Origin of the sequence: Collinsella sp. AF25-2LB, from assembly GCF_003458415.1 — a bacterium.
Lineage (GTDB): Bacteria > Actinomycetota > Coriobacteriia > Coriobacteriales > Coriobacteriaceae > Collinsella.
On record NZ_QRUF01000004.1, the window covers coordinates 55,920 to 73,776 of the forward strand.

Consider the following 17,857-nt stretch of genomic DNA (forward strand, 5'->3'; position numbering starts at 1 on the left):
CTTCGCCTAGGCTTTCGTCTGCCTCACTACTCCGAATCAAACGACATGTCGCCCGAACCGACCTCAAAACGATACGTGGCAGACTTATCGCCGTTATCGAATTCAAGATTCAAAACGGTCTCGCCGTCGTAGCCAAGCGGAAGGAAATCGCTCTCGAAGTCGCCGCTGCCCAAGGTGAGGCTCGCCTTAAAGCCCGTCGAGTTCGGAACCGTCATCTCCACATCGCCCGAGCCCACGCTCACGTCCATCGACTTCGCGGGGGCCTGGTAGAGCTCGAACGTCACATCGCCCGAACCGACCTCGGCATTCAGGGTATCGGTCACGGTACCCGTAAACTCGACGTCTCCCGAGTCCAAAGTCAGGTTGAGGTCATGACACGCAATGCCCGCGACCGTCAGATCACCCGATCCCACATTCGCTGTGATGCCCACCATGTTATCGGCAACATCGCGCGGCAGTTCGACGGTAACCGTGCGGTCAATGGCGCGCTCGTCATCGCAATCGAACTGGCGAATCTTGAGCGTAGAACCCTTGATTTCGGCCAGGTTCTGGGTTGCCGCATCGAAGGCAACGGTCCCCGTTGCCACGCGACCGCTTTCAATTACGCGCACTGGCCCGCCGGAGACGTGTTTGACCTCGACCGTGCCCGACGTCACGTCCAAATCAAGCGATGTGAACGCGTCGGCATCAAACGTTTCGCTCGAAAGCTGTTGAGGCCGAGCGGAATAGTTACCGCTATCCAAAAGATCGTCCTCGTCAAGCGCATCGTCCATACCAGACAAGCCGGATACAACATCGTCGAGATCCCACGGGCCATCAAAATGAATCAATGTCCGCGAAACGCCAAAGACAAGCCCAACAATGAGCACAAACGCTCCGATGCCAACACCCAGGCGTACCTTGGATTCATGCGAAAGCTTCATCATTCGTCACCCTCTTTGGCACATGGCTCAGCGGTGGTCGTGGTAGCCACGTCAGCATCGGGTTCCGCAGAAGCATCCTTCCCCTGGGCCTTGATCGCCACCGACGCCGGACCAACCTGAATATCCCCGCGCGCCCAATCACCATCGAGCGCACGCGCCACCCAGTGATAGATGGGAATCGTAAAGAAGATCAGCGCGGCAAAGGGGCCGGCACCAAACAGGAACATCAGCAAAAAGAACAGCAGCCAGCACACGGCCCAATACGGGAACGACTGGAACGGGCCCTTCACCGGAGTCGAGCCAACCGCGGTGCCACTCGTCGCCTGCGCCGTAGCGGCATTGGCGGCCTGCGCACTCCAGCTTGCCGCCTGCGCCGCCTTGGCTGCGGCATCACTTGCCTGCGTAGCTGCCTCCGTGGCGCGTGCCGCCGCCTCATGGGTGCGAGCACGCTCTGCCGCCTCGGCCTCGCGCTGACGGGCGCGGTCCTCGTTCTCAAACTCGATATCGTCCTCGATCTCGTCGCTCGGATTGAGCAGCTCGTCCAGGCTCACGCCATAGAGTTTGGCGAGCGAGATCAGGTTCTCGGTATCGGGCGAGCTCTCCGCGCGCTCCCATTTACTGACTGCCTGGCGCGACAGCCCCAGCTTTCGCGCCAGCCCTTCTTGGCTAAAACCCTTGCTGCGACGAAGGTCGGCGAGCCGCTGCGCAGTTTCTACATTCATGGTTCCTCCTATGTGATGCCAGCCGTGCCGCCGGACCGTTTTTGTTCTTAAGGCGCCTTGCACAGTTAAAAATCTATCCGCCACCGCCAAGAGCATGCCACCTATTCTAGTGAGATTTTTGACAACCGGCGGTTGCGGGCACATATGAGCTGCGGAAATGTGTCCAAACAAAGCAATGACCCGTAGCTTGGTTGTCCCCGTTGCGGCGTTAACGGTAGTATGGTCGTACTGTTTATTCCGCACCGCCAACGGAGGGAGTCCCGCGCCGTGAACCGCGATTTCGCCTCATCGCTCATCCAGCTCAACAACACGTTCTATCGCGAGCACTCCGCCTCCTTCTCCGATACGCGCCAGGCCCCGTGGCCCGGCTGGGTACGCACCATGGACATCGCGCTCGGGCAGCTCGACGTCGCCACGATCGAGCATCCCGTCCGCGTCTTCGATCTCGCCTGCGGCAATATGCGATTCGAGAACTTTGCAGCCGGCGGCGCACTTGCCGCCAAGGGTGTCGACGGCGCAAACCCCTCGGCAGATGCCAGCTGCCCGTTTGAGTTCTATGGCGTCGACTCGTGCCAAGACCTGGCCATCGATGCACATGGCCACGCGCTTCGCATTCCCAACCTGCACTTCCAGGAACTCGACGTGCTCGACGCCCTCATGAAGCTCAACCCCGCCGAAACACCCGACGTGCTTTTCGACGCCCCGCTCGCCGACATCTCGGTCTGCTTTGGCTTTATGCACCACGTGCCGTCGTGCGAGTACCGCGTACGCGTGCTCGACGCCCTGGTGCGGCAGACGCGCCCGGGCGGCATCATCGCCATCAGCTTTTGGGAGTTTATGAACGATGAGCGCATGGCGCGCAAGGCCGTTCGAGCCGAAGCCCGTGCCGAGCTCACCCCGCCGTTTGAGGGTTACGATTCCGCGCAGTTTGAAGCCGGCGACCACCTCATTGGCTGGCAAAACGACCGCCACGCCTACCGCTATTGCCATCACTTTGACGATCAGCAGATCACCGACCTGGTGCGCGGCGTCCGTACGTTCTACAAGAGCGGCGAGGTCCCCGTGCGTGAGCTTGAGCGCTTCCATGCCGACGGTCGTAGCGGCGAGCTCAACCGCTATGTGATTCTCAAGCGCCTGTAGGCATCGACGACTCGCCGCCGAGCCGCACCGCATCTTCCGGGCAAACTATGCCCGCCCTTTTTCAATCCATTGACGGAACGTGCAGCTATGCGTTCCATACTTATGACCAAGGAGCCTCATGGGAGCCGTCCACGTTCGCACGCCTAAGAACTTTGTGCTCGAGGAGCGCCTGGAACGCTACGCCGATGCGATTGAGACAAACCCCGAGGCTTATGCCGGAGATTGGCGCAAGGCCTGTGCGCCCGCAGGCAGCAAGCCCTTCGAGCACCTTCACCTGGATCTTGGCTGTGGCAAGGGAACGTACCTTGTAGAGCGCGCCCACCGCGAGCCCGATGCCCTCTTTATCGGCATGGACCAGGAGCCCATCTGCATCGCCTATGCCGCGCAGAAAATCTGCGAACAGGGGCTATCCAACGCACTCGTCCTGCCCCGAGGCACCGCATCGCTGCCACGGCTGTTTGCCGCAGGCGAGCTCGATGCCATCACCATTAACTTTCCCACGCCGCAGCCCAAGGCCAAGTACGCTAAAAAACGACTCGTCCATGTCGACCATCTGATGCTCTACCGCCCGCTCTTTGCAGCCGGCGCTACCGTCACACTGCGCACCGATAGCAAGCCGTTGCGCGATTACGCCCTGGGACAGTTTGCCGCGGCCGGCTACGATACGCTTTGGGTAAGCGACGACGTCCGCCGCGACCATCCCGAGCATCCCGAGACCGAGTACGAGCGCCGCACGCGCGAGATGGGTGCCGCCGTCTATGGCATTTGCGCTACGCCCGGCGCGGAACCCATCGAAGAGCAGCTCGCGGCGGGCCGCGCGCAGGAGCAAAGCCTTACCTGCTACCTGCCCGAAAACCTCGATGAGCTCACCTATGTACCCCTGGGCATGGAAGAAGCCGTCGAGAACTTTAGAAACCGTGCTCGCAAAGGCAAAAAACGCCTGCCGCAGGGGTCCTAGGGGCTTCTGATGGTCGCGGCGTCGGCAAACAAGTGAAAATAGGCGCCAGCGAACGACCCTCAAACCTAAGTGAGTAGACTTTTTTGCAATAGCCAAGCACAACCCGCATAACGAAAACTAAAACCGCAGGTAGAACCCTTGCGCAAAAGCCATGTGCTCGCGACATTGAAAAAAGTCTACTCACTTAGCTGGCGACTGCACCAAACGGCTGGGCAGAACGCCCATTTCCTGCATTTTCTCGCGCGCTGGCACCCCACGCCGCTGCTACGCCATAATAGTTGGCGGACAATCGCGAGAGAAAGCAAACACATGACACAGACCACGACAGATACCGCCGCCAGTACCGTCTCCGGCGCCGGGGCCGCCAGCTCATTCTCGGGCGGCACGGGAACCGAAGCCGAGTTCGGCTCGCTCGGCGCGCTCTCCCCCACCTGGTGGGAGCCCGAGGACGGCAGTGAGCCCGAACCGTGGCTCACGCCCGATCAGGCCTTCGAACGCTTCTTTGAATGGACGAGCAGCCGCGGCATCGAGCTGTGGGGTCACCAAGAAGAGGCCCTCATGGACCTGGCCGCCGGCGATCACGTCATTTTGGGCACACCGACCGGATCGGGTAAATCGCTCGTCGCGCTGGGCATGCTCTTTATGGGCATGGCGCAGGGCAAGCGCTGCTATTACACGGCCCCCATCAAGGCCCTGGTCAGCGAAAAGTTCTTCGATCTGGTACAGGTACTCGGCCGCGATAACGTTGGCATGATCACCGGCGATACGCACATCAACACTAAGGCGCCCGTCATCTGCTGCACGGCCGAAATCCTTGCCAACGATGCACTGCGCGAGGGCGAGGGCGCCGACGTGGGCTGCGTGGCCATGGACGAGTTCCACTACTTTGCCGACCCCGACCGCGGCTGGGCATGGCAGGTGCCGCTGCTCACCCTGCCCCACACGCAGTTTATGCTCATGAGCGCCACGCTCGGCGATGTCACCGCGATCGCCGCCTCGCTCGAGGAACACACCGGCGCTGCTTGCGACTTGGTTGTCGACGCCCCGCGTCCTGTTCCGCTGAACTACGACTATGTGACGACCTCCCTCGAGGGCACCGTCGAGCTCGCTATGCGCCGCGGCGAGGCCCCGCTCTATATCGTGCACTTTAGCCAGGATGCCGCCCTTGCGACGGCACAGTCGCTCGCCAATTTTGGCATCGCCAGCAAGGAGCAGCGCGAGGCCATCAAAGAGGCGGCCAAGGGCACGAGCTTCTCGACGGCCTTTGGTAAGATTCTCAAACGCCTGCTTGGATGCGGCGTCGGCGTGCACCATGCTGGCATGTTGCCGCGCTATCGCCTGCTGGTCGAGCGCTTGGCGCAGCAGGGCCTGCTGCCCGTCATCTGCGGTACCGATACGCTCGGCGTCGGCATCAACGTGCCCATCCACACCGTGGTGCTCACCGCGCTCACCAAGTTCGACGGCTACAAGATGCGTCGCCTGCGCGCCCGTGAGTTCCATCAGATCGCTGGTCGCGCCGGCCGTTCGGGCTTCGATACCGAGGGCATGGTCATCGCCGAGGCCCCGGAGCACGAGATCGAGAACGCTAAGCTCATGGCCAAGGCGGGCGACGACCCCAAGAAGCTCCGCAAGATTAAAAAGAAAAAGGCCCCCGAGGGCTTTGTCACCTGGAACAAGCAGACCTTTGAGCGCCTGATCGAGACGCAGCCCGAGACGCTCAAGCCGCGCCTTCGCATCACACACTCCATGGTGATTAGCGTGGTCGAGCAGGGCGGCGATGCCCGAGCCCGCGTACACGACCTCATCGAAACGAGCCTGCAGACTCCCGAGGAAAAGGCCAAGCTCGAGGTTCGCGCCGACGAAATCTTCGCCACACTCATCGATTCCGGCGTCGTCGTTCGCACCGAGGTGCCGCCCGCGCCCGACGCTCCGGCTGACGCCGCGCCGGACATCGACTACGCGCTGACGGTCGATCTGCCCGAGGACTTCGCACTCGATCAGCCGCTCTCGCCGTTCTTGCTTGCCGCGTTGGAGCTGCTCGACCCCGAGAGCGAGACCTATACCATGGATCTGATCTCAATGGTCGAGGCAACGCTCGAGGATCCCAAGCAGGTATTGCGCGCACAGGAGCGCGCCGCGCGCGACCGCGCGATGGCCGAAATGAAGGCTGACGGCGTCGATTATGAGGAACGCCTGGAGCGCATCCAGGATGTCACCTACGAAAAGCCGCTCGAGGACTTGCTCGATGCCGCCTTCGACAAGTACTGCCAGGAAGTACCCTGGGCCAACGACTACCAGCTCTCTCCCAAGAGCGTCCTGCGCGATATGCTGGAAAGCGCGAGCGATTTTAAGGGCTATATCCAAAAGCTCGGCATCGCCCGCTCCGAGGGCATTTTGCTGCGTTACCTGGCAGAGGCCTACCGTTCACTCGACCGCACCGTGCCCATCGAGAAGCGCGACGAGCGCCTGCGCGACATTATCTCGTGGCTGGGCTTTGTGGTGCGCTCGGTGGACTCGAGCCTGGTGGATGAGTGGGAGAACGCCGGCAACCCGACAGCCCTCGATGCTGCGCCGCCGCAGGGCATCGACGAGGTCGTGGCGGACCGTCGCGGCTGCACGCTATTGGTGCGCAACGCGCTCTTCCGCCGCGTGACCCTTGCCGCCCGCGAGCACGTTCGCGACCTGGGCGAGCTCGACGACGACTGGGGCATGAGCGAGATCCGCTGGCAAAAAGCACTCGACGCTTACCACGAGCAGCACGAGGAAATCCTCACCGACGGAGATGCCCGCAGCGCCGCGATGTTTTCCATTGACGAGTCCGACGAGAAGACCGCGCACATATGGCACGTGCACCAGATCTTTGCCGACGAGGATGGCGACCACGATTTTGGCATCATGGGCGATGTCGATCTGGACGCCACGCAAGACGGCGGCGAGGTCATCTTCAAAAACTACCGCGTCGGCTTTATCGAGGACCTGCTCGAGGACTAGCCGAACATGCTGGAACGAAACAAGCGGGGCCGTTGGCAATATCGCCAGCGGCCCCGTTTTTTGCGCGATACGCTATCCCCTACTCGGTATCCTCGACCTCATACGAATCCGCCTCGGCTGGCTCATCGTTTGTCTCTGTCGCAGCCCCGCGCGCCTCGTCAAACGCGGCCTTCATGGTCTTGTTGCCCCACGTGAGCTTGCGAATGGTAAGATCGTCGGCCTTCTTGTTGGCTAGGCGCAGATTGTTCTCGGAGGACAGCAACGCCTCCTTGGTTTTCTGCAGATGGCTAATCGTCTTGTCGATCTCATCAATCGCCGTTTGGAACTTGCGGCTCGCGATCTCGTAGTTGCGACCGAAATCATTCTTGAACTTTTCCATCTTGGCTTCGAAGTTCGTGACGTCGATATTCTGCTGTTTGTACTCCGCCAGTTCCTGCTTATAGCGCAGCGAACCCATGGCGGCGTTGCGAAGAAGCGTGATCATGGGAATAAAGAACTGTGGGCGAATCACGTACATCTTCTCGTAGCGATAGCTCACGTCCACGATGCCGGCGTTGTAAAGCTCGCTCTCGGGTTCGAGCAACGTGCAGAGCACCGCGTACTCGCAGCCTTTTTGGCGGCGATCGTGATCGAGCTTCTTAAAGAAGTCCTCGTTTTTGTGCTTGGTCGCAGTCTCGTCGTTCTCGTTTTTCATCTCGAACATAATCGAAATGACCTCGTTGCCGCTCGCGTCGCACTCGCGGAAGATAAAGTCGCCCTTGGTACCCTCGGACGCATCGTTATCCTTCTCGAAGTACGCGTTAGGAAACGCCGTCATGCGCAGACGGTTAAACTCGGTCTCACAGTGCTGCTCGAGCGACTCGCCCACCATCTTGGTGGACAGGCGGACCTTCATGTCCTTAAGGCGCTCGATCTCTTCATCCTTGTAGCGAATCAGGTCATCGCTCGCACGCTTGGCCTGCGCAAGCTCGAGCTCGTGTGCCGCCTTGGCCTGCTCCTCGCGAGAATCGCGCACTGCCAGCTCGCTCGTCAGTTTGGCACGTGCCTCATCGCGCTCACGCTCCGCCGCGGCGACCGCCTCTGACAGGTTCATTTTTGCCATCAGTTCCTGCTCGCGCAGCTGGGCACGCAGGCCCTCGGCCTCTTGCTCGGACTGAGCCTTTGCGGCGGAGAACTTCTCTTGCACCTTCGCGCGATAGTCAGTAAGCGCGCGCTCGGCCTCGCTGCGAGCGGCATCGAGCTCACGCTGCGACTCTGCCGCGGCAGCGGCAAGCGCCATCTCCTGGGCTTTGTCCGCCGCGGCGAGCCTGGCCTGCAGCTCGGCAATCTGAGCGTCGCGCGCAGCTAAATCGTTTTGAGCAGCGTTGCGCGCCGCCGACTCGGCAAGCTTTGCTTCGTCATCTTTGCGCCCAAGCTGCGCACGCAGGCTATCAATCTCACGCTGGAGTTCGGCATTTTCCTTTTGAGCATTGGCTCGTGCCTCTACCGCCGCGCGCTGGCTTGCACTCTCGCGCTCTGCGGCAGCGCCCTCGAGCTTAGCGCGCAGCTCGGCAAGCTCAGCATCGCGCTTGGCAACCTCTTGCGCCAGTTTCTGATCCGCAGTGTTCTTCTGCTCGACAAGCTGAGCGTTGCGCTGAGACTCTGCCTTTTGCAAGGCAGCCGTCGAACGCGAGCGCTCAAGCTCCAGCGCTTGCTCGCCCTCGCGCTGGACTGCCTTCACACGCTCGTCCAGGTCGCGCGAAAACTCGGCATCGCGTACTTGCTTGACGATATCCGCATAGCCGGACGCATCGACCTTAAAAACTTCGCCGCAATGCGGGCACTTAATCTCGTTCATAGCAGCTCCTCGATGGACGCAAATTTCGACCGCCTACACTCTACCGCGCCGCACGGACAAAAAAGGCGCCGCCGCCATAATGGCAACGGCGCCAGAACCACCACAAAGGTGCCTGTCCCCTTTGTGGTGGTTTGAGTGACAGTTTGAAAATTACAGTCCAAAATAGCCGAGGATTTGATCACGACTTACGGGCTTGTAGTCATTGGCGTCGAGGCCCACATCGTAGCGGTAAATGGGGCGCTCGCGATCGCGGTTGCGTGCGTTGGTGCGGTCACCCCTGCTGTGGATATGCCCATGCAGCATAATGGCGCCACGTGCCTTGCCGTTCCAGCTGAGCATGGGGTAGTGGCTCATCACCAGACGATGACCCTTGGCATAGCCGGGAGCAATCTCCAGGTAATCGCGCACGTCTTCCCAAATTTGCGGGGCGTCGGGATCTTCCCAGTCGCCGTCATGGTTACCGCGGATGAGCGTCGCATTCTTGCATTCGATACGCTCGCGCAGGCGCACCGCCTCCGCCATGGGCAAGCGATACGTAAAGTCTCCCAGGATATAGAGGCGGTCGTCCGCAGCCACGCACTCATTGATGGCATCGATGACCTTGCGGTTCATCTCCTCGACCGAATCAAACGGTCGATCCATGTCGTGCAAGATATTCGTATCGCCCAGGTGCAGGTCGGCGGTAAACCACATCATCGTCTATGCCCTCATTTCGCAATGCATCCAACTCGTGCTAAGTATACAGACACAGCGATGCGGCGGTTAGCCAAAGAGCCCGCCGAACAGTCCGCGGCGGCACTCGTCCTTTTTATTCGAACCTTTGCCCTGGGCGTTCTTATCCTTTTGCTTTTTGCGATCCTGCTCCAGCTCATCGTCATCGAGTAGCATATCCCACTCAAACGGATCATCCGTCAAATCGAACAGGTCATCGTCGTCAAGCATGGCAGCCTCCCTTACCGATTAGCGGGCATCCACCACATAGAGGCCAACGCGCACCTGGTGCCACGGGCTGCGCTCGGGGGCAACCTGTTGCACGCGGGCCTCAAACACGTCCTCGTGGCCGTAATACATCATCAAGGACAGTGGACCGACCTCGTTTCCCGGAACGCAGCCAAGTTTGGTCTTGCCATAGTAGATCGCAACTGCCTCGGGATCATGGGGATTATCGCGCTCGGCACACAGTGTCAGTTTATCGCCCGCTTTAAGATCGCCTAGGACCAAAGCGCCGTCGGCATATTGAAATCCTGCGATATGAAACGACAGAAGAACACGCGAAGGCTCGTACATAGCAGCTCCTCTAACGGCCGGATAAACCGGTGTGTAACCTTATTGAGAAGTCTACGGTCCCGTGCGGACACAAATACATCCTGTCTGCGTCCTTCAATCGTTTGCCTCAACGCTTGCGCGACAGAACGCTTGCAGATAAGATAGGAACACGGATGGCACCCGTTGCCGCGGGTCTTGCCAACTCCGATACACGTTTTCATCGTGAGAAGTGGCCGTCTTCGCTTACGCGGGGGCGGCTATTTCATTCGGCCGATAAACAGACCGAGTTCGATAGCCGCAATCAACAACGCCAATAACGAAATAACATCGCTTACGTTCATACCAAATCCCTTCTAAAGGGAGTTGGCCCATCCGTGCTCCATAACAGTAGTCTAACGCAAAATGCAGGTAATAGGAACACTTGTTCGTATTACCTGCGCCCTTTTCTAATGCACAAACATGCGCACGAACTTGTGCTTCCAGCTTGCGTAGGGCGCATACCGAAACGGCACGTCCAGCCAAGTTGCCTTGTTCACGATACTCTTCTTGTGGCTAAACGTATCGAAGCTCTCGCGTCCATGGTACTGCCCCATACCGCTCGCGCCCATGCCGCCAAAGCCCATATGGCTCGTAGCCAAGTGCATGATCGTGTCGTTGACACAGCCACCGCCAAAGGGCACGTAACGCACGAAGCGCTGCTGAACTGCGCGGTCCTGACTAAAGATATACAGGGCCAGCGGCGTCGGACGATCCGTAATAAACGCTTCGGCCTCGTCTAGGCTCTCAAACGTCAGCACCGGCAAGATGGGACCGAAGATCTCCTCCTGCATCACGGCGTCATCGGGGGTCACGCCGTCTAGGATCGTCGGCTCAATCTTGAGCGACGACTCGCGCGCCGTGCCTCCCAGCACGACCTTATCGGGATCGATCAGCCCGCGCACGCGCGCAAAATGCTTAGCATTGACGATATGCCCGTAATCCTCGTTATCGAGCGGATGCTCGCCAAACATACGGCGGACCTCTTCCTTGATGAGGCCCAGCAGCTCGTCGTGCACGCGCGTATCGACCAGCAGGTAGTCGGGCGCCACGCAGGTCTGCCCTACGTTGAGCCATTTGCCAAAGGCGATACGCCGTGCCGCGACCTTCAAGTTTGCCGTCGCATCCACGATGCAGGGGCTCTTGCCGCCCAGCTCAAGCGTCACGGGCGTGAGGTTTTTACTCGCGCGCTCCATGACGAGCTTGCCGACCGGAACGCTACCGGTAAAGAAGATCTTGTCCCAGCACTCATCGAGCAACGCTTCGTTCTCGGCGCGCCCGCCCTCGACAACCGTCACCAGGCGCGGATCAAATGCCTCTTCACAGATTTGCTTGAGCACCGCGCTCGATGCCGGAGCATAGGCACTCGGCTTGATGACCACGGTATTGCCCGCGGCAAGGGCGCCGGCGAGCGGCTCGAGTGTTAGCAAAAACGGGTAGTTCCACGGAGCCATGATGAGCGTGACGCCATAGGGCACGGCTTGCGTTTTGCACGCGCTCACGGCGTTGGCAAGGTCACACGGACGCAGGCGCGGACGACTCCATCGAGCCACGTGAGCGATCTGATGACGAATCTCGGAAAGCGACGTGCCGATCTCGCACATATATGCCTCGTCATGCGACTTTCCCAAATCGGTCTTGAGTGCATGGGCGATATCGGCCTCGTGCGCCCGTACCGCATCGCGTAAACTCACGAGCGCGCGACGTCGGGCATCAACATCAAACGTAGCGTGCGTTTTAAAGTAAGTGCGCTGATCGCCGACGATGCGCGCAATTTCCTCGGTGTTCATGGCACCCTCCTAGTTCTCGTCCTCAAACATACCACCCGCGACGACCTCGTACATACGCTCGAGCTCCAAGCGGTCCATCAAAAGCGGAACGGGGTACAGCGGATTGGCCTCGGCATCGGCATGCGCCGCCATCTCGGGAATGTCGGAGCGGCGAATGCCCGAGACATATTTGGGGATTCCCAGGATCTCGTTCATGCGGTCGACCCAATCGATAAAGGCCTCGGCCGCAAGACTATCCTGCGCGGTAGCCGGCGCAATGCCCGCCATGCGAGCAAGATCGGCAAGCTTGGGGGCGGCGGCGTCACCATAAGCGCGAAGCATGTGCGGCAGGATGATCGCGTTGGCCAAACCGTGCGGAATTCCGTATCGGCCGCCCAGACTGTGCGCGATGGCATGCACATATCCGACATAGGAGCGGGTAAACGCAACGCCCGCCTTATACGCCGCCGAAAGCATATTGCGACGAGCGCGCATGTCGTCACCATGTTCATAGGCCTCGAGCAAATTGTCGTGGATAAGCTGCACCGCCTGTCGCGCCATCTTGCGCGTATAGGGCGTGGTGCTTCGCCCGATAAAGGCCTCAACGGCATGCGTCAGGGCGTCCATGCCCGTCTGCCCCGTAATGGAAGCGGGCAAGCCGCACGTAAACTCGGGGTCGTGGACTGCAAAACGCGGGATGAGCACAAAGTCGTTAATGGGGTATTTGTAGTGCGTCCCGTCATCGGTAATTACCGCCGCAAGCGTGACTTCGCTTCCCGTACCGGCGGTAGTGGGAACGGCGATGAGCAGCGGCAGGCGACGATGAATCCGCAGCAGGCCACGCATCTTGTTGATGGGCTTGTTTGGCTGCGCAATGCGTGCGCCCACGCCCTTGGCACAGTCCATGGCCGAGCCACCGCCAAAGCCGATAATGGCCTGGCAGGCGCTCTCTCGATACAGGGACGCCGCTTCTTCCACGTTTGAAACCGTGGGGTTTGCACGCGTTTCGGCATAGACCGTAACGCCAATCCCCCTGCATGCGAGCGCCGTCTCGAGCGGTGCCGTGAGCCCCAGACGGGCAATGCCGGGATCCGTCACGATAAGGACCTTCTGGATCGAGCGCTTTTGAAGCACCGCGGGCACATCCTCGGCATGCTCTAAAATGCGCGGCTCGGTATAGGGCAGGATCGGCAATGCAATGCGAAAAACCGTCTGATATGTTCGGCACCAGGCACGACGGGCTAGATGCATAAAGGAAACTCCTTCATTTGTTGATAGGTCAACATTTGCTCGCCCGATTGTACTCAGCGGCGGTCAAAGACGGCCTGCCAATCGTTAATCAATCAACATCTTCATATCTCAAAATTGTTTTATTAAAAATCATTCCTAATAGGCTTCACATTTGGTTGCATTTATGGATAATAGAACTCGTCAAGACGCACGTCCGGAGAGGGCCCTTACGGGACCGGACGAGCGCACAATCGCCATCGATCGAAAGGATCGAATCATGAAGTTTGTTTGCCCCGTTTGCGGTTATGTGGAAGAGTTCGACGGCGACCAGCTGCCCGAGGATTTTAAGTGCCCCCAGTGCGGCGTTCCCGGTTCTCGTTTCCTGAAGCAGGAGGAGGGTCAGCTCGAGTGGGCTGCCGAGCACGTCGTGGGCGTCGCCAAGATGGAGGGCGTCTCCGAGGACATCGTTGCCGACCTGCGCGCCAACTTTGAGGGCGAGTGCTCCGAGGTCGGTATGTACCTGGCCATGGCTCGCGTCGCTCATCGCGAGGGTTATCCCGAGATCGGCCTGTACTGGGAGAAGGCTGCCCACGAGGAGGCCGAGCATGCCGCCAAGTTCGCCGAGCTCCTGGGCGAGGTCGTGACCGACTCCACCAAGAAGAACCTCGAGATGCGCGTTGAGGCCGAGAACGGCGCCACCGCCGGCAAGACCGATCTTGCTAAGCGCGCCAAGGCCGCTGGCCTCGATGCCATCCACGACACCGTGCACGAGATGGCTCGCGACGAGGCTCGCCACGGCAAGGCTTTCGCCGGCCTGCTCAAGCGCTACTTCGGCTAAGCCAGCAACCTGAGACATAACCTCTAGCTCGATGAGGCCCGGACCGCATGGTTCGGGCCTTTTTCGTGCCTCATAAACTTGTTAACTACCTGAAATAGGACCGCCTTCGGCATCGGCTTCTCGTCAAAAACTAAGTGAGTAGACTTTTTGGAACTTGCCGAGCAGACCATCCATATCACTTTATAAAGCCGCAGGTAAATGCCTTGTTGCAAAACGACCTAGTCGCCAAAGTGCCAAAAGTCTACTCACTTAGATTCGCAGCCGTCCACGATCGAGCCATTTTGTGTCTAACGGGCATCTTTCCGTCGATTACTCCCAATTTTGTCCAGTCAACGAATAGTTCAGACCTGAGTAATGTCTCAGCCCTTTGCTCATCTGAGCTTTTATCACGATATTCAGCATCGAGCATCCTGCATACGGCCTTAACGATCGCGCGGAATCTATCCTCATCCGATATCTGTCTGTGTGTCAGGAGAAGCACATCGTAGCCCATGGCCTGAAGGGCCGTCATGCGGTCAGCGTCACGCAAGCCATCCCCTGCGCGTCCGTGCGAGGCCTTTCCCTGACATTCAATGGCCACCTGTCGCCTGCCGTCCGGCGAAGACAGAAGTATGTCGATATATACACGGGACTTTCCCACAATCGCTCGAGCACTTGTGCTTAGCATCACTTCAACATTAAGCTCTATGTCGCAAAAGCCTACGCCTCCCAGGGATCGCGGCAGTGCAAGTAGCAAATACGCCTCGACCTCAAAAGGCGACGCGGCACCCAATGGAACAAGTTGCGACACCGTCCTAAATCTATTGCCGTAACGTATCCCGCAAACATCTGAACAAAAACGGTCAAGGTCTCCGCCCAAAACCAAAGCGTCTCGACGCCATAAATTTGAAGCGGCGCCGCTCTCGGACGGGCAGCGCACCCAACCGAACGTTGTCGAAATCGCACCCGAATCAATTGCACGCGAAAGCTCCGCCTCGAGTGCCGTCGGCAGGGCGCACACCGCAAACAAGCCGCACATCTCCGCCAATACAAAAAGAAGTTGGAGATCCGTCAGATGCCGCGACATGATAAATGCCGTCAGTAGAGGAGACGTAACCAAAAATCCATGCTCCGTTTCCAGCACGGATTCCCTGGGGAGCTCACCAAGAAACAGCCGCTGCTTAATGCTGGCAGGGCAAGTCCGTTTGTTTCTCGTCCGAACCAATGTATACAACGGAAAACCGAGCGCAACCGCAGCTGTCGGGTTGCGGGCGAGATCATATCGCTGCCGGTCTTCTTCCGGTCGTGGAAGCGGCGGGCACAAAGCGCGGACTTGAGGAGGCAAACGCCAGTACCTAAAAGCCGATATGTCACAAAGTAGATCCTTCATAGGCACAGGAAAACACGGATTTCAACCCAGTCGGTCTCCCATTGGCGCAAACGCAACAAAAATGGCACCGAACGGACTGCTAAGTTTTCAACAGCCCTCCCCAACTGGCCAAAAGCTTGCCAAGAGCTGGACGAAGCCCTGTTGAAAACTCATTTTTTCTCATGCGGAAGCTTTGCACGGCAAGTGAGTAGACTTTTTGGAACATCCCGATCAGACCGGTCATCCTGCTTCTCAAAACCACAGGTAGATAGCTTGTGGCAAAACGGCCTGGTCGCCAAAGTACCAAAAGTCTACTCACTTAGATTGCAGAGCTCCCCCATTAGCTGCAATTCCAAGGTATTAAGCACTTTCGGACTCAGGTCGTCATACTGGACAAGAATTTGAGTTGAGTTTTCAGGAACAAATGCGCCATCGGCGCACCAATAACAGTCACTGATATCGATGAACGGAATGCCCGAGCGCGTGAGAGCCCGCGCAAAAGAGCTTCCGCCCGTTCCGCGCTCCGCAAATACAGTGCAGTAAAGACCCGCGTCTGCATGCTCAATCGAGACCTCCCCTGCCGGAAACGCTTTCCGCACAAGCGACGCCAGGCCATCACGCGCCTCGCGAGCACGAACGCGTACGCGGTTCGCATGTCGCTCGTAATCACCCGATTCCAGCAAACGAGCCAAAGCGACCTGGTCAACAGAACTCACCGACGAGGCGTAAAAACCAAGGTTGCGCCTAAACCGCTCAATTAGCTCATCAGGCAACACCATGTACGCTAGACGCAACGCCGATGAAAGGCTCTTCGAAAACGTGTTGGTGTAGATGACCGATTGAGCGGCATCGATCGACGCGAGCGCGGGAATCGGCTTGCCGGCTAGACGAAACTCGCAATCAAAGTCATCCTCAATGAGATACCGACCTGGTCGCTCGGCGGCCCAGCTCAGCAGCGCATATCGGCGCGCAATGCTCGTCACAAGGCCGGTCGGATACTGATGGGACGGCATCAGGTGAAGGACATCGGTCCCGCTTTTCTGCAGAGTGTTCAAGTCCACGCCCTCATCATCCAACGGGATATGTCGAACTTTGCAGCCCATAGCCTGGTAGATGCGCGTCAGACGCAAATAGCCCGGGTCCTCAACGGCATACACCTTGTCAGCGCCAAGCAACTGAACCAACATGGTATCGAGCAGCTGGGCGCCCGCGCCGATAACAATGTTATTAGGATCGATATTCATGCCCCTTGTCCCGCGCAGATGGTGAGCAATTGCGCGTCGTAGCCGAGCGGTGCCCTGTGCCGGTGCGGGCGAAAAGATCTCGCGTTCGTCTTCGGATGCCAGCGTCGCCCGTAGCGCGCTTTGCCAAAGTCGCGCCGCCTCCAAAGCGGAAGGAGAAAGTGCGTCGAATCGCTCGACCTGTCTGTTGACATCATGCGCGCTGGGGCCCACAGAGACGGCATCTCGGTCGATACTCCCCGTAGCCAAAGGCAAAACTGGTGCATCCGGAAGCTCGCAAGCGTAGTAGCCACGACGCGGCATTGAGCAAATATAGCCCTCGGCAAGTAGCTGGCTATATGCATTCTCGATGGTAATGACACTGATTCCCAGATGGCTGGCAAAGGCGCGCTTAGACGGAAGATGCTCCCCCGCCGCAATGCGCCCAGCAACAATATCGTCTCGAATTTGCTGGTAAACATATTCATAGAGCGATGCTTCGCCGCGTTTTTCCAAATTGTAGTCAAGCATGAGCATATCACCTGACCTTATTAAGCCATTCAATCTGGTATTAGTCTGACCTTGTTATTATCTCGAAAACTGAGTATTTCGCCATACCCAGCTCCCCGATAGGATGTTCCGTCAAGCAATGCACATGCCAACCAAGGGAGCAACCATGGCAGAACAGACCAGCAAGGCCGATCGCGTCAAACTCAATCGAGAGCTCGCGCAGATGCTCAAGGGCGGCGTCATCATGGACGTCACCACGCCCGAGCAGGCACGCATCGCCGAGGAGGCAGGCGCCTGCGCCGTCATGGCACTCGAGCGTATCCCGGCCGACATCCGTGCCGCAGGCGGCGTCTCGCGCATGAGCGACCCCAAGATGATCAAGGGCATCCAGGAGGCCGTCTCCATCCCCGTTATGGCCAAGTGCCGCATCGGCCACATTGTCGAGGCGCAGGTCCTTCAGGCCATCGAGATCGATTACATCGACGAGTCCGAGGTTCTCTCCCCTGCTGATGACGTCTATCACATCGACAAGACCCAGTTTGACGTGCCGTTTGTCTGCGGCGCCCGCAATCTGGGCGAGGCGCTACGCCGTGTTGCCGAGGGCGCCACGATGATTCGCACCAAGGGCGAGCCGGGCACGGGCGACGTCGTTCAGGCTGTGCGTCACATGCGCAAGATCCAAAAGCAGATCCGCGACGTTGTCGCTCTGCGCAATGATGAGCTCTTTGAGGCAGCCAAGCAACTGCAGGTTCCGGTCGAGCTGGTACGCGAGGTTCATGCCACGGGCAAGCTTCCCGTGGTGAACTTTGCCGCCGGCGGCGTAGCGACCCCCGCCGACGCCGCGCTGATGATGCAGCTGGGCGCCGAGGGCGTCTTTGTCGGCTCGGGCATCTTTAAGAGCGGCGACCCTGCCAAGCGCGCCGCCGCCATCGTCAAGGCCGTGGCGAACTTCACCGATGCCAAGCTCATCGCCGAGCTTTCGGAGGACCTGGGCGAGGCCATGGTGGGCATCAACGCCGACGAGATTGAAATCATCATGGAGGAGCGCGGGCGCTAGTCCAGCAGAAAG

General features: G+C 59.0%; 16 protein-coding genes. 5 read left to right on the plus strand and 11 right to left on the minus strand.

The annotated features are described in order from the left end of the window. Positions 1 to 26: 26 nt before the first annotated feature. On the minus strand, positions 27 to 926 hold the full coding sequence (locus tag DWY51_RS03015) for a DUF4097 family beta strand repeat-containing protein (RefSeq protein WP_117769813.1): 900 nt from the start codon (positions 924 to 926) through the stop codon (positions 27 to 29). Then, positions 923 to 1,645, minus strand: a complete 723-nt coding sequence (locus DWY51_RS03020) for a helix-turn-helix domain-containing protein (RefSeq protein WP_117769814.1) — start codon at positions 1,643 to 1,645, stop codon at positions 923 to 925. Before DWY51_RS03020 ends, DWY51_RS03015 begins: the two co-directional genes overlap by 4 nt. A 267-nt stretch (positions 1,646 to 1,912) precedes the next feature. Here DWY51_RS03020 and DWY51_RS03025 point away from each other — a divergent pair, with 267 nt between their 5' ends. The 3 genes from DWY51_RS03025 (at position 1,913) to DWY51_RS03035 (ending at position 6,734) form a co-directional block, all read left to right on the plus strand. After that, positions 1,913 to 2,785: a hypothetical protein gene (locus DWY51_RS03025; RefSeq protein WP_055250686.1), complete on the plus strand. Its 873-nt coding sequence runs from the start codon at positions 1,913 to 1,915 to the stop codon at positions 2,783 to 2,785. Between the two features lie 118 nt (positions 2,786 to 2,903). After that, complete coding sequence (locus DWY51_RS03030; RefSeq protein ID WP_117769815.1) at positions 2,904 to 3,743, plus strand: tRNA (guanosine(46)-N(7))-methyltransferase TrmB; 840 nt, start codon at positions 2,904 to 2,906, stop codon at positions 3,741 to 3,743. Between the two features lie 309 nt (positions 3,744 to 4,052). Continuing rightward, a complete protein-coding gene (locus DWY51_RS03035) occupies positions 4,053 to 6,734 on the plus strand; it encodes an RNA helicase (RefSeq protein ID WP_117769816.1) in 2,682 nt (893 codons plus the stop codon). A 79-nt stretch (positions 6,735 to 6,813) separates the two neighbouring features. Here the strand turns inward: DWY51_RS03035 and DWY51_RS03040 are convergent, their stop codons facing one another. The 6 genes from DWY51_RS03040 to DWY51_RS03065 form a co-directional block, all read right to left on the minus strand. Continuing rightward, positions 6,814 to 8,571 carry a DUF2130 domain-containing protein gene (locus tag DWY51_RS03040; protein WP_117769817.1) on the minus strand — a complete coding sequence of 586 codons (1,758 nt, stop codon included), beginning with the start codon at positions 8,569 to 8,571 and terminating at the stop codon, positions 6,814 to 6,816. Positions 8,572 to 8,721: 150 nt separating this feature from the next. Then, entirely contained in the window at positions 8,722 to 9,267 is a 546-nt protein-coding gene (locus tag DWY51_RS03045; protein ID WP_117769818.1) for a metallophosphoesterase, read from the minus strand. A 66-nt stretch (positions 9,268 to 9,333) separates the two neighbouring features. Continuing rightward, positions 9,334 to 9,513: a hypothetical protein gene (locus DWY51_RS03050; RefSeq protein WP_117769819.1), complete on the minus strand. Its 180-nt coding sequence runs from the start codon at positions 9,511 to 9,513 to the stop codon at positions 9,334 to 9,336. An 18-nt stretch (positions 9,514 to 9,531) separates the two neighbouring features. Beyond that, on the minus strand, positions 9,532 to 9,858 hold the full coding sequence (locus DWY51_RS03055; protein WP_117769820.1) for an HIRAN domain-containing protein: 327 nt from the start codon (positions 9,856 to 9,858) through the stop codon (positions 9,532 to 9,534). Positions 9,859 to 10,283: 425 nt separating this feature from the next. After that, the gene (locus tag DWY51_RS03060) at positions 10,284 to 11,663 is read right to left on the minus strand and encodes an aldehyde dehydrogenase (protein WP_117769821.1); all 1,380 of its coding nucleotides are present in this window, start codon (positions 11,661 to 11,663) and stop codon (positions 10,284 to 10,286) included. 9 nt (positions 11,664 to 11,672) lie between these two features. Further along, a complete protein-coding gene (locus tag DWY51_RS03065; RefSeq protein ID WP_117769822.1) occupies positions 11,673 to 12,893 on the minus strand; it encodes an iron-containing alcohol dehydrogenase in 1,221 nt (406 codons plus the stop codon). 253 nt (positions 12,894 to 13,146) lie between these two features. Here DWY51_RS03065 and DWY51_RS03070 point away from each other — a divergent pair, with 253 nt between their 5' ends. Beyond that, a complete protein-coding gene (locus DWY51_RS03070) occupies positions 13,147 to 13,710 on the plus strand; it encodes a ferritin family protein (RefSeq protein ID WP_070097113.1) in 564 nt (187 codons plus the stop codon). Positions 13,711 to 13,951: 241 nt separating this feature from the next. On the opposite strand, the gene DWY51_RS09620 is transcribed toward DWY51_RS03070, so the two are convergent. The 3 genes from DWY51_RS09620 to DWY51_RS03080 all read right to left on the minus strand — a co-directional run bounded on the left by DWY51_RS09620 (position 13,952) and on the right by DWY51_RS03080 (position 16,815). Further along, a complete protein-coding gene (locus tag DWY51_RS09620) occupies positions 13,952 to 14,833 on the minus strand; it encodes a hypothetical protein (RefSeq protein ID WP_117769823.1) in 882 nt (293 codons plus the stop codon). A gap of 325 nt (positions 14,834 to 15,158) precedes the next feature. Beyond that, positions 15,159 to 15,302, minus strand: a complete 144-nt coding sequence (locus tag DWY51_RS09475; RefSeq protein WP_158556896.1) for a hypothetical protein — start codon at positions 15,300 to 15,302, stop codon at positions 15,159 to 15,161. Positions 15,303 to 15,369: 67 nt separating this feature from the next. Next, positions 15,370 to 16,815 carry a PLP-dependent aminotransferase family protein gene (locus DWY51_RS03080; protein ID WP_117769824.1) on the minus strand — a complete coding sequence of 482 codons (1,446 nt, stop codon included), beginning with the start codon at positions 16,813 to 16,815 and terminating at the stop codon, positions 15,370 to 15,372. 139 nt (positions 16,816 to 16,954) lie between these two features. On the opposite strand from DWY51_RS03080, the gene pdxS reads away from it, so the two are divergent. After that, entirely contained in the window at positions 16,955 to 17,845 is an 891-nt protein-coding gene (pdxS, locus tag DWY51_RS03085) for a pyridoxal 5'-phosphate synthase lyase subunit PdxS (protein ID WP_117769825.1), read from the plus strand. Positions 17,846 to 17,857: the final 12 nt, after the last annotated feature.

What these genes read in the sequence shown, in the direction of transcription:
- DWY51_RS03015 (WP_117769813.1), bottom strand. Translation starts at nt 926, where the DNA reads ATGATGAAGCTTTCGCATGAATCCAAGGTACGCCTGGGTGTTGGCATC.
- DWY51_RS03020 (WP_117769814.1), bottom strand. Translation starts at nt 1,645, where the DNA reads ATGAATGTAGAAACTGCGCAGCGGCTCGCCGACCTTCGTCGCAGCAAG.
- DWY51_RS03030 (WP_117769815.1), top strand. Translation starts at nt 2,904, where the DNA reads ATGGGAGCCGTCCACGTTCGCACGCCTAAGAACTTTGTGCTCGAGGAG.
- DWY51_RS03035 (WP_117769816.1), top strand. Translation starts at nt 4,053, where the DNA reads ATGACACAGACCACGACAGATACCGCCGCCAGTACCGTCTCCGGCGCC.
- DWY51_RS03040 (WP_117769817.1), bottom strand. Translation starts at nt 8,571, where the DNA reads ATGAACGAGATTAAGTGCCCGCATTGCGGCGAAGTTTTTAAGGTCGAT.
- DWY51_RS03045 (WP_117769818.1), bottom strand. Translation starts at nt 9,267, where the DNA reads ATGATGTGGTTTACCGCCGACCTGCACCTGGGCGATACGAATATCTTG.
- DWY51_RS03050 (WP_117769819.1), bottom strand. Translation starts at nt 9,513, where the DNA reads ATGCTTGACGACGATGACCTGTTCGATTTGACGGATGATCCGTTTGAG.
- DWY51_RS03055 (WP_117769820.1), bottom strand. Translation starts at nt 9,858, where the DNA reads ATGTACGAGCCTTCGCGTGTTCTTCTGTCGTTTCATATCGCAGGATTT.
- DWY51_RS03060 (WP_117769821.1), bottom strand. Translation starts at nt 11,663, where the DNA reads ATGAACACCGAGGAAATTGCGCGCATCGTCGGCGATCAGCGCACTTAC.
- DWY51_RS03065 (WP_117769822.1), bottom strand. Translation starts at nt 12,893, where the DNA reads ATGCATCTAGCCCGTCGTGCCTGGTGCCGAACATATCAGACGGTTTTT.
- DWY51_RS09475 (WP_158556896.1), bottom strand. Translation starts at nt 15,302, where the DNA reads ATGACCGGTCTGATCGGGATGTTCCAAAAAGTCTACTCACTTGCCGTG.
- DWY51_RS03080 (WP_117769824.1), bottom strand. Translation starts at nt 16,815, where the DNA reads ATGCTCATGCTTGACTACAATTTGGAAAAACGCGGCGAAGCATCGCTC.
- pdxS (WP_117769825.1), top strand. Translation starts at nt 16,955, where the DNA reads ATGGCAGAACAGACCAGCAAGGCCGATCGCGTCAAACTCAATCGAGAG.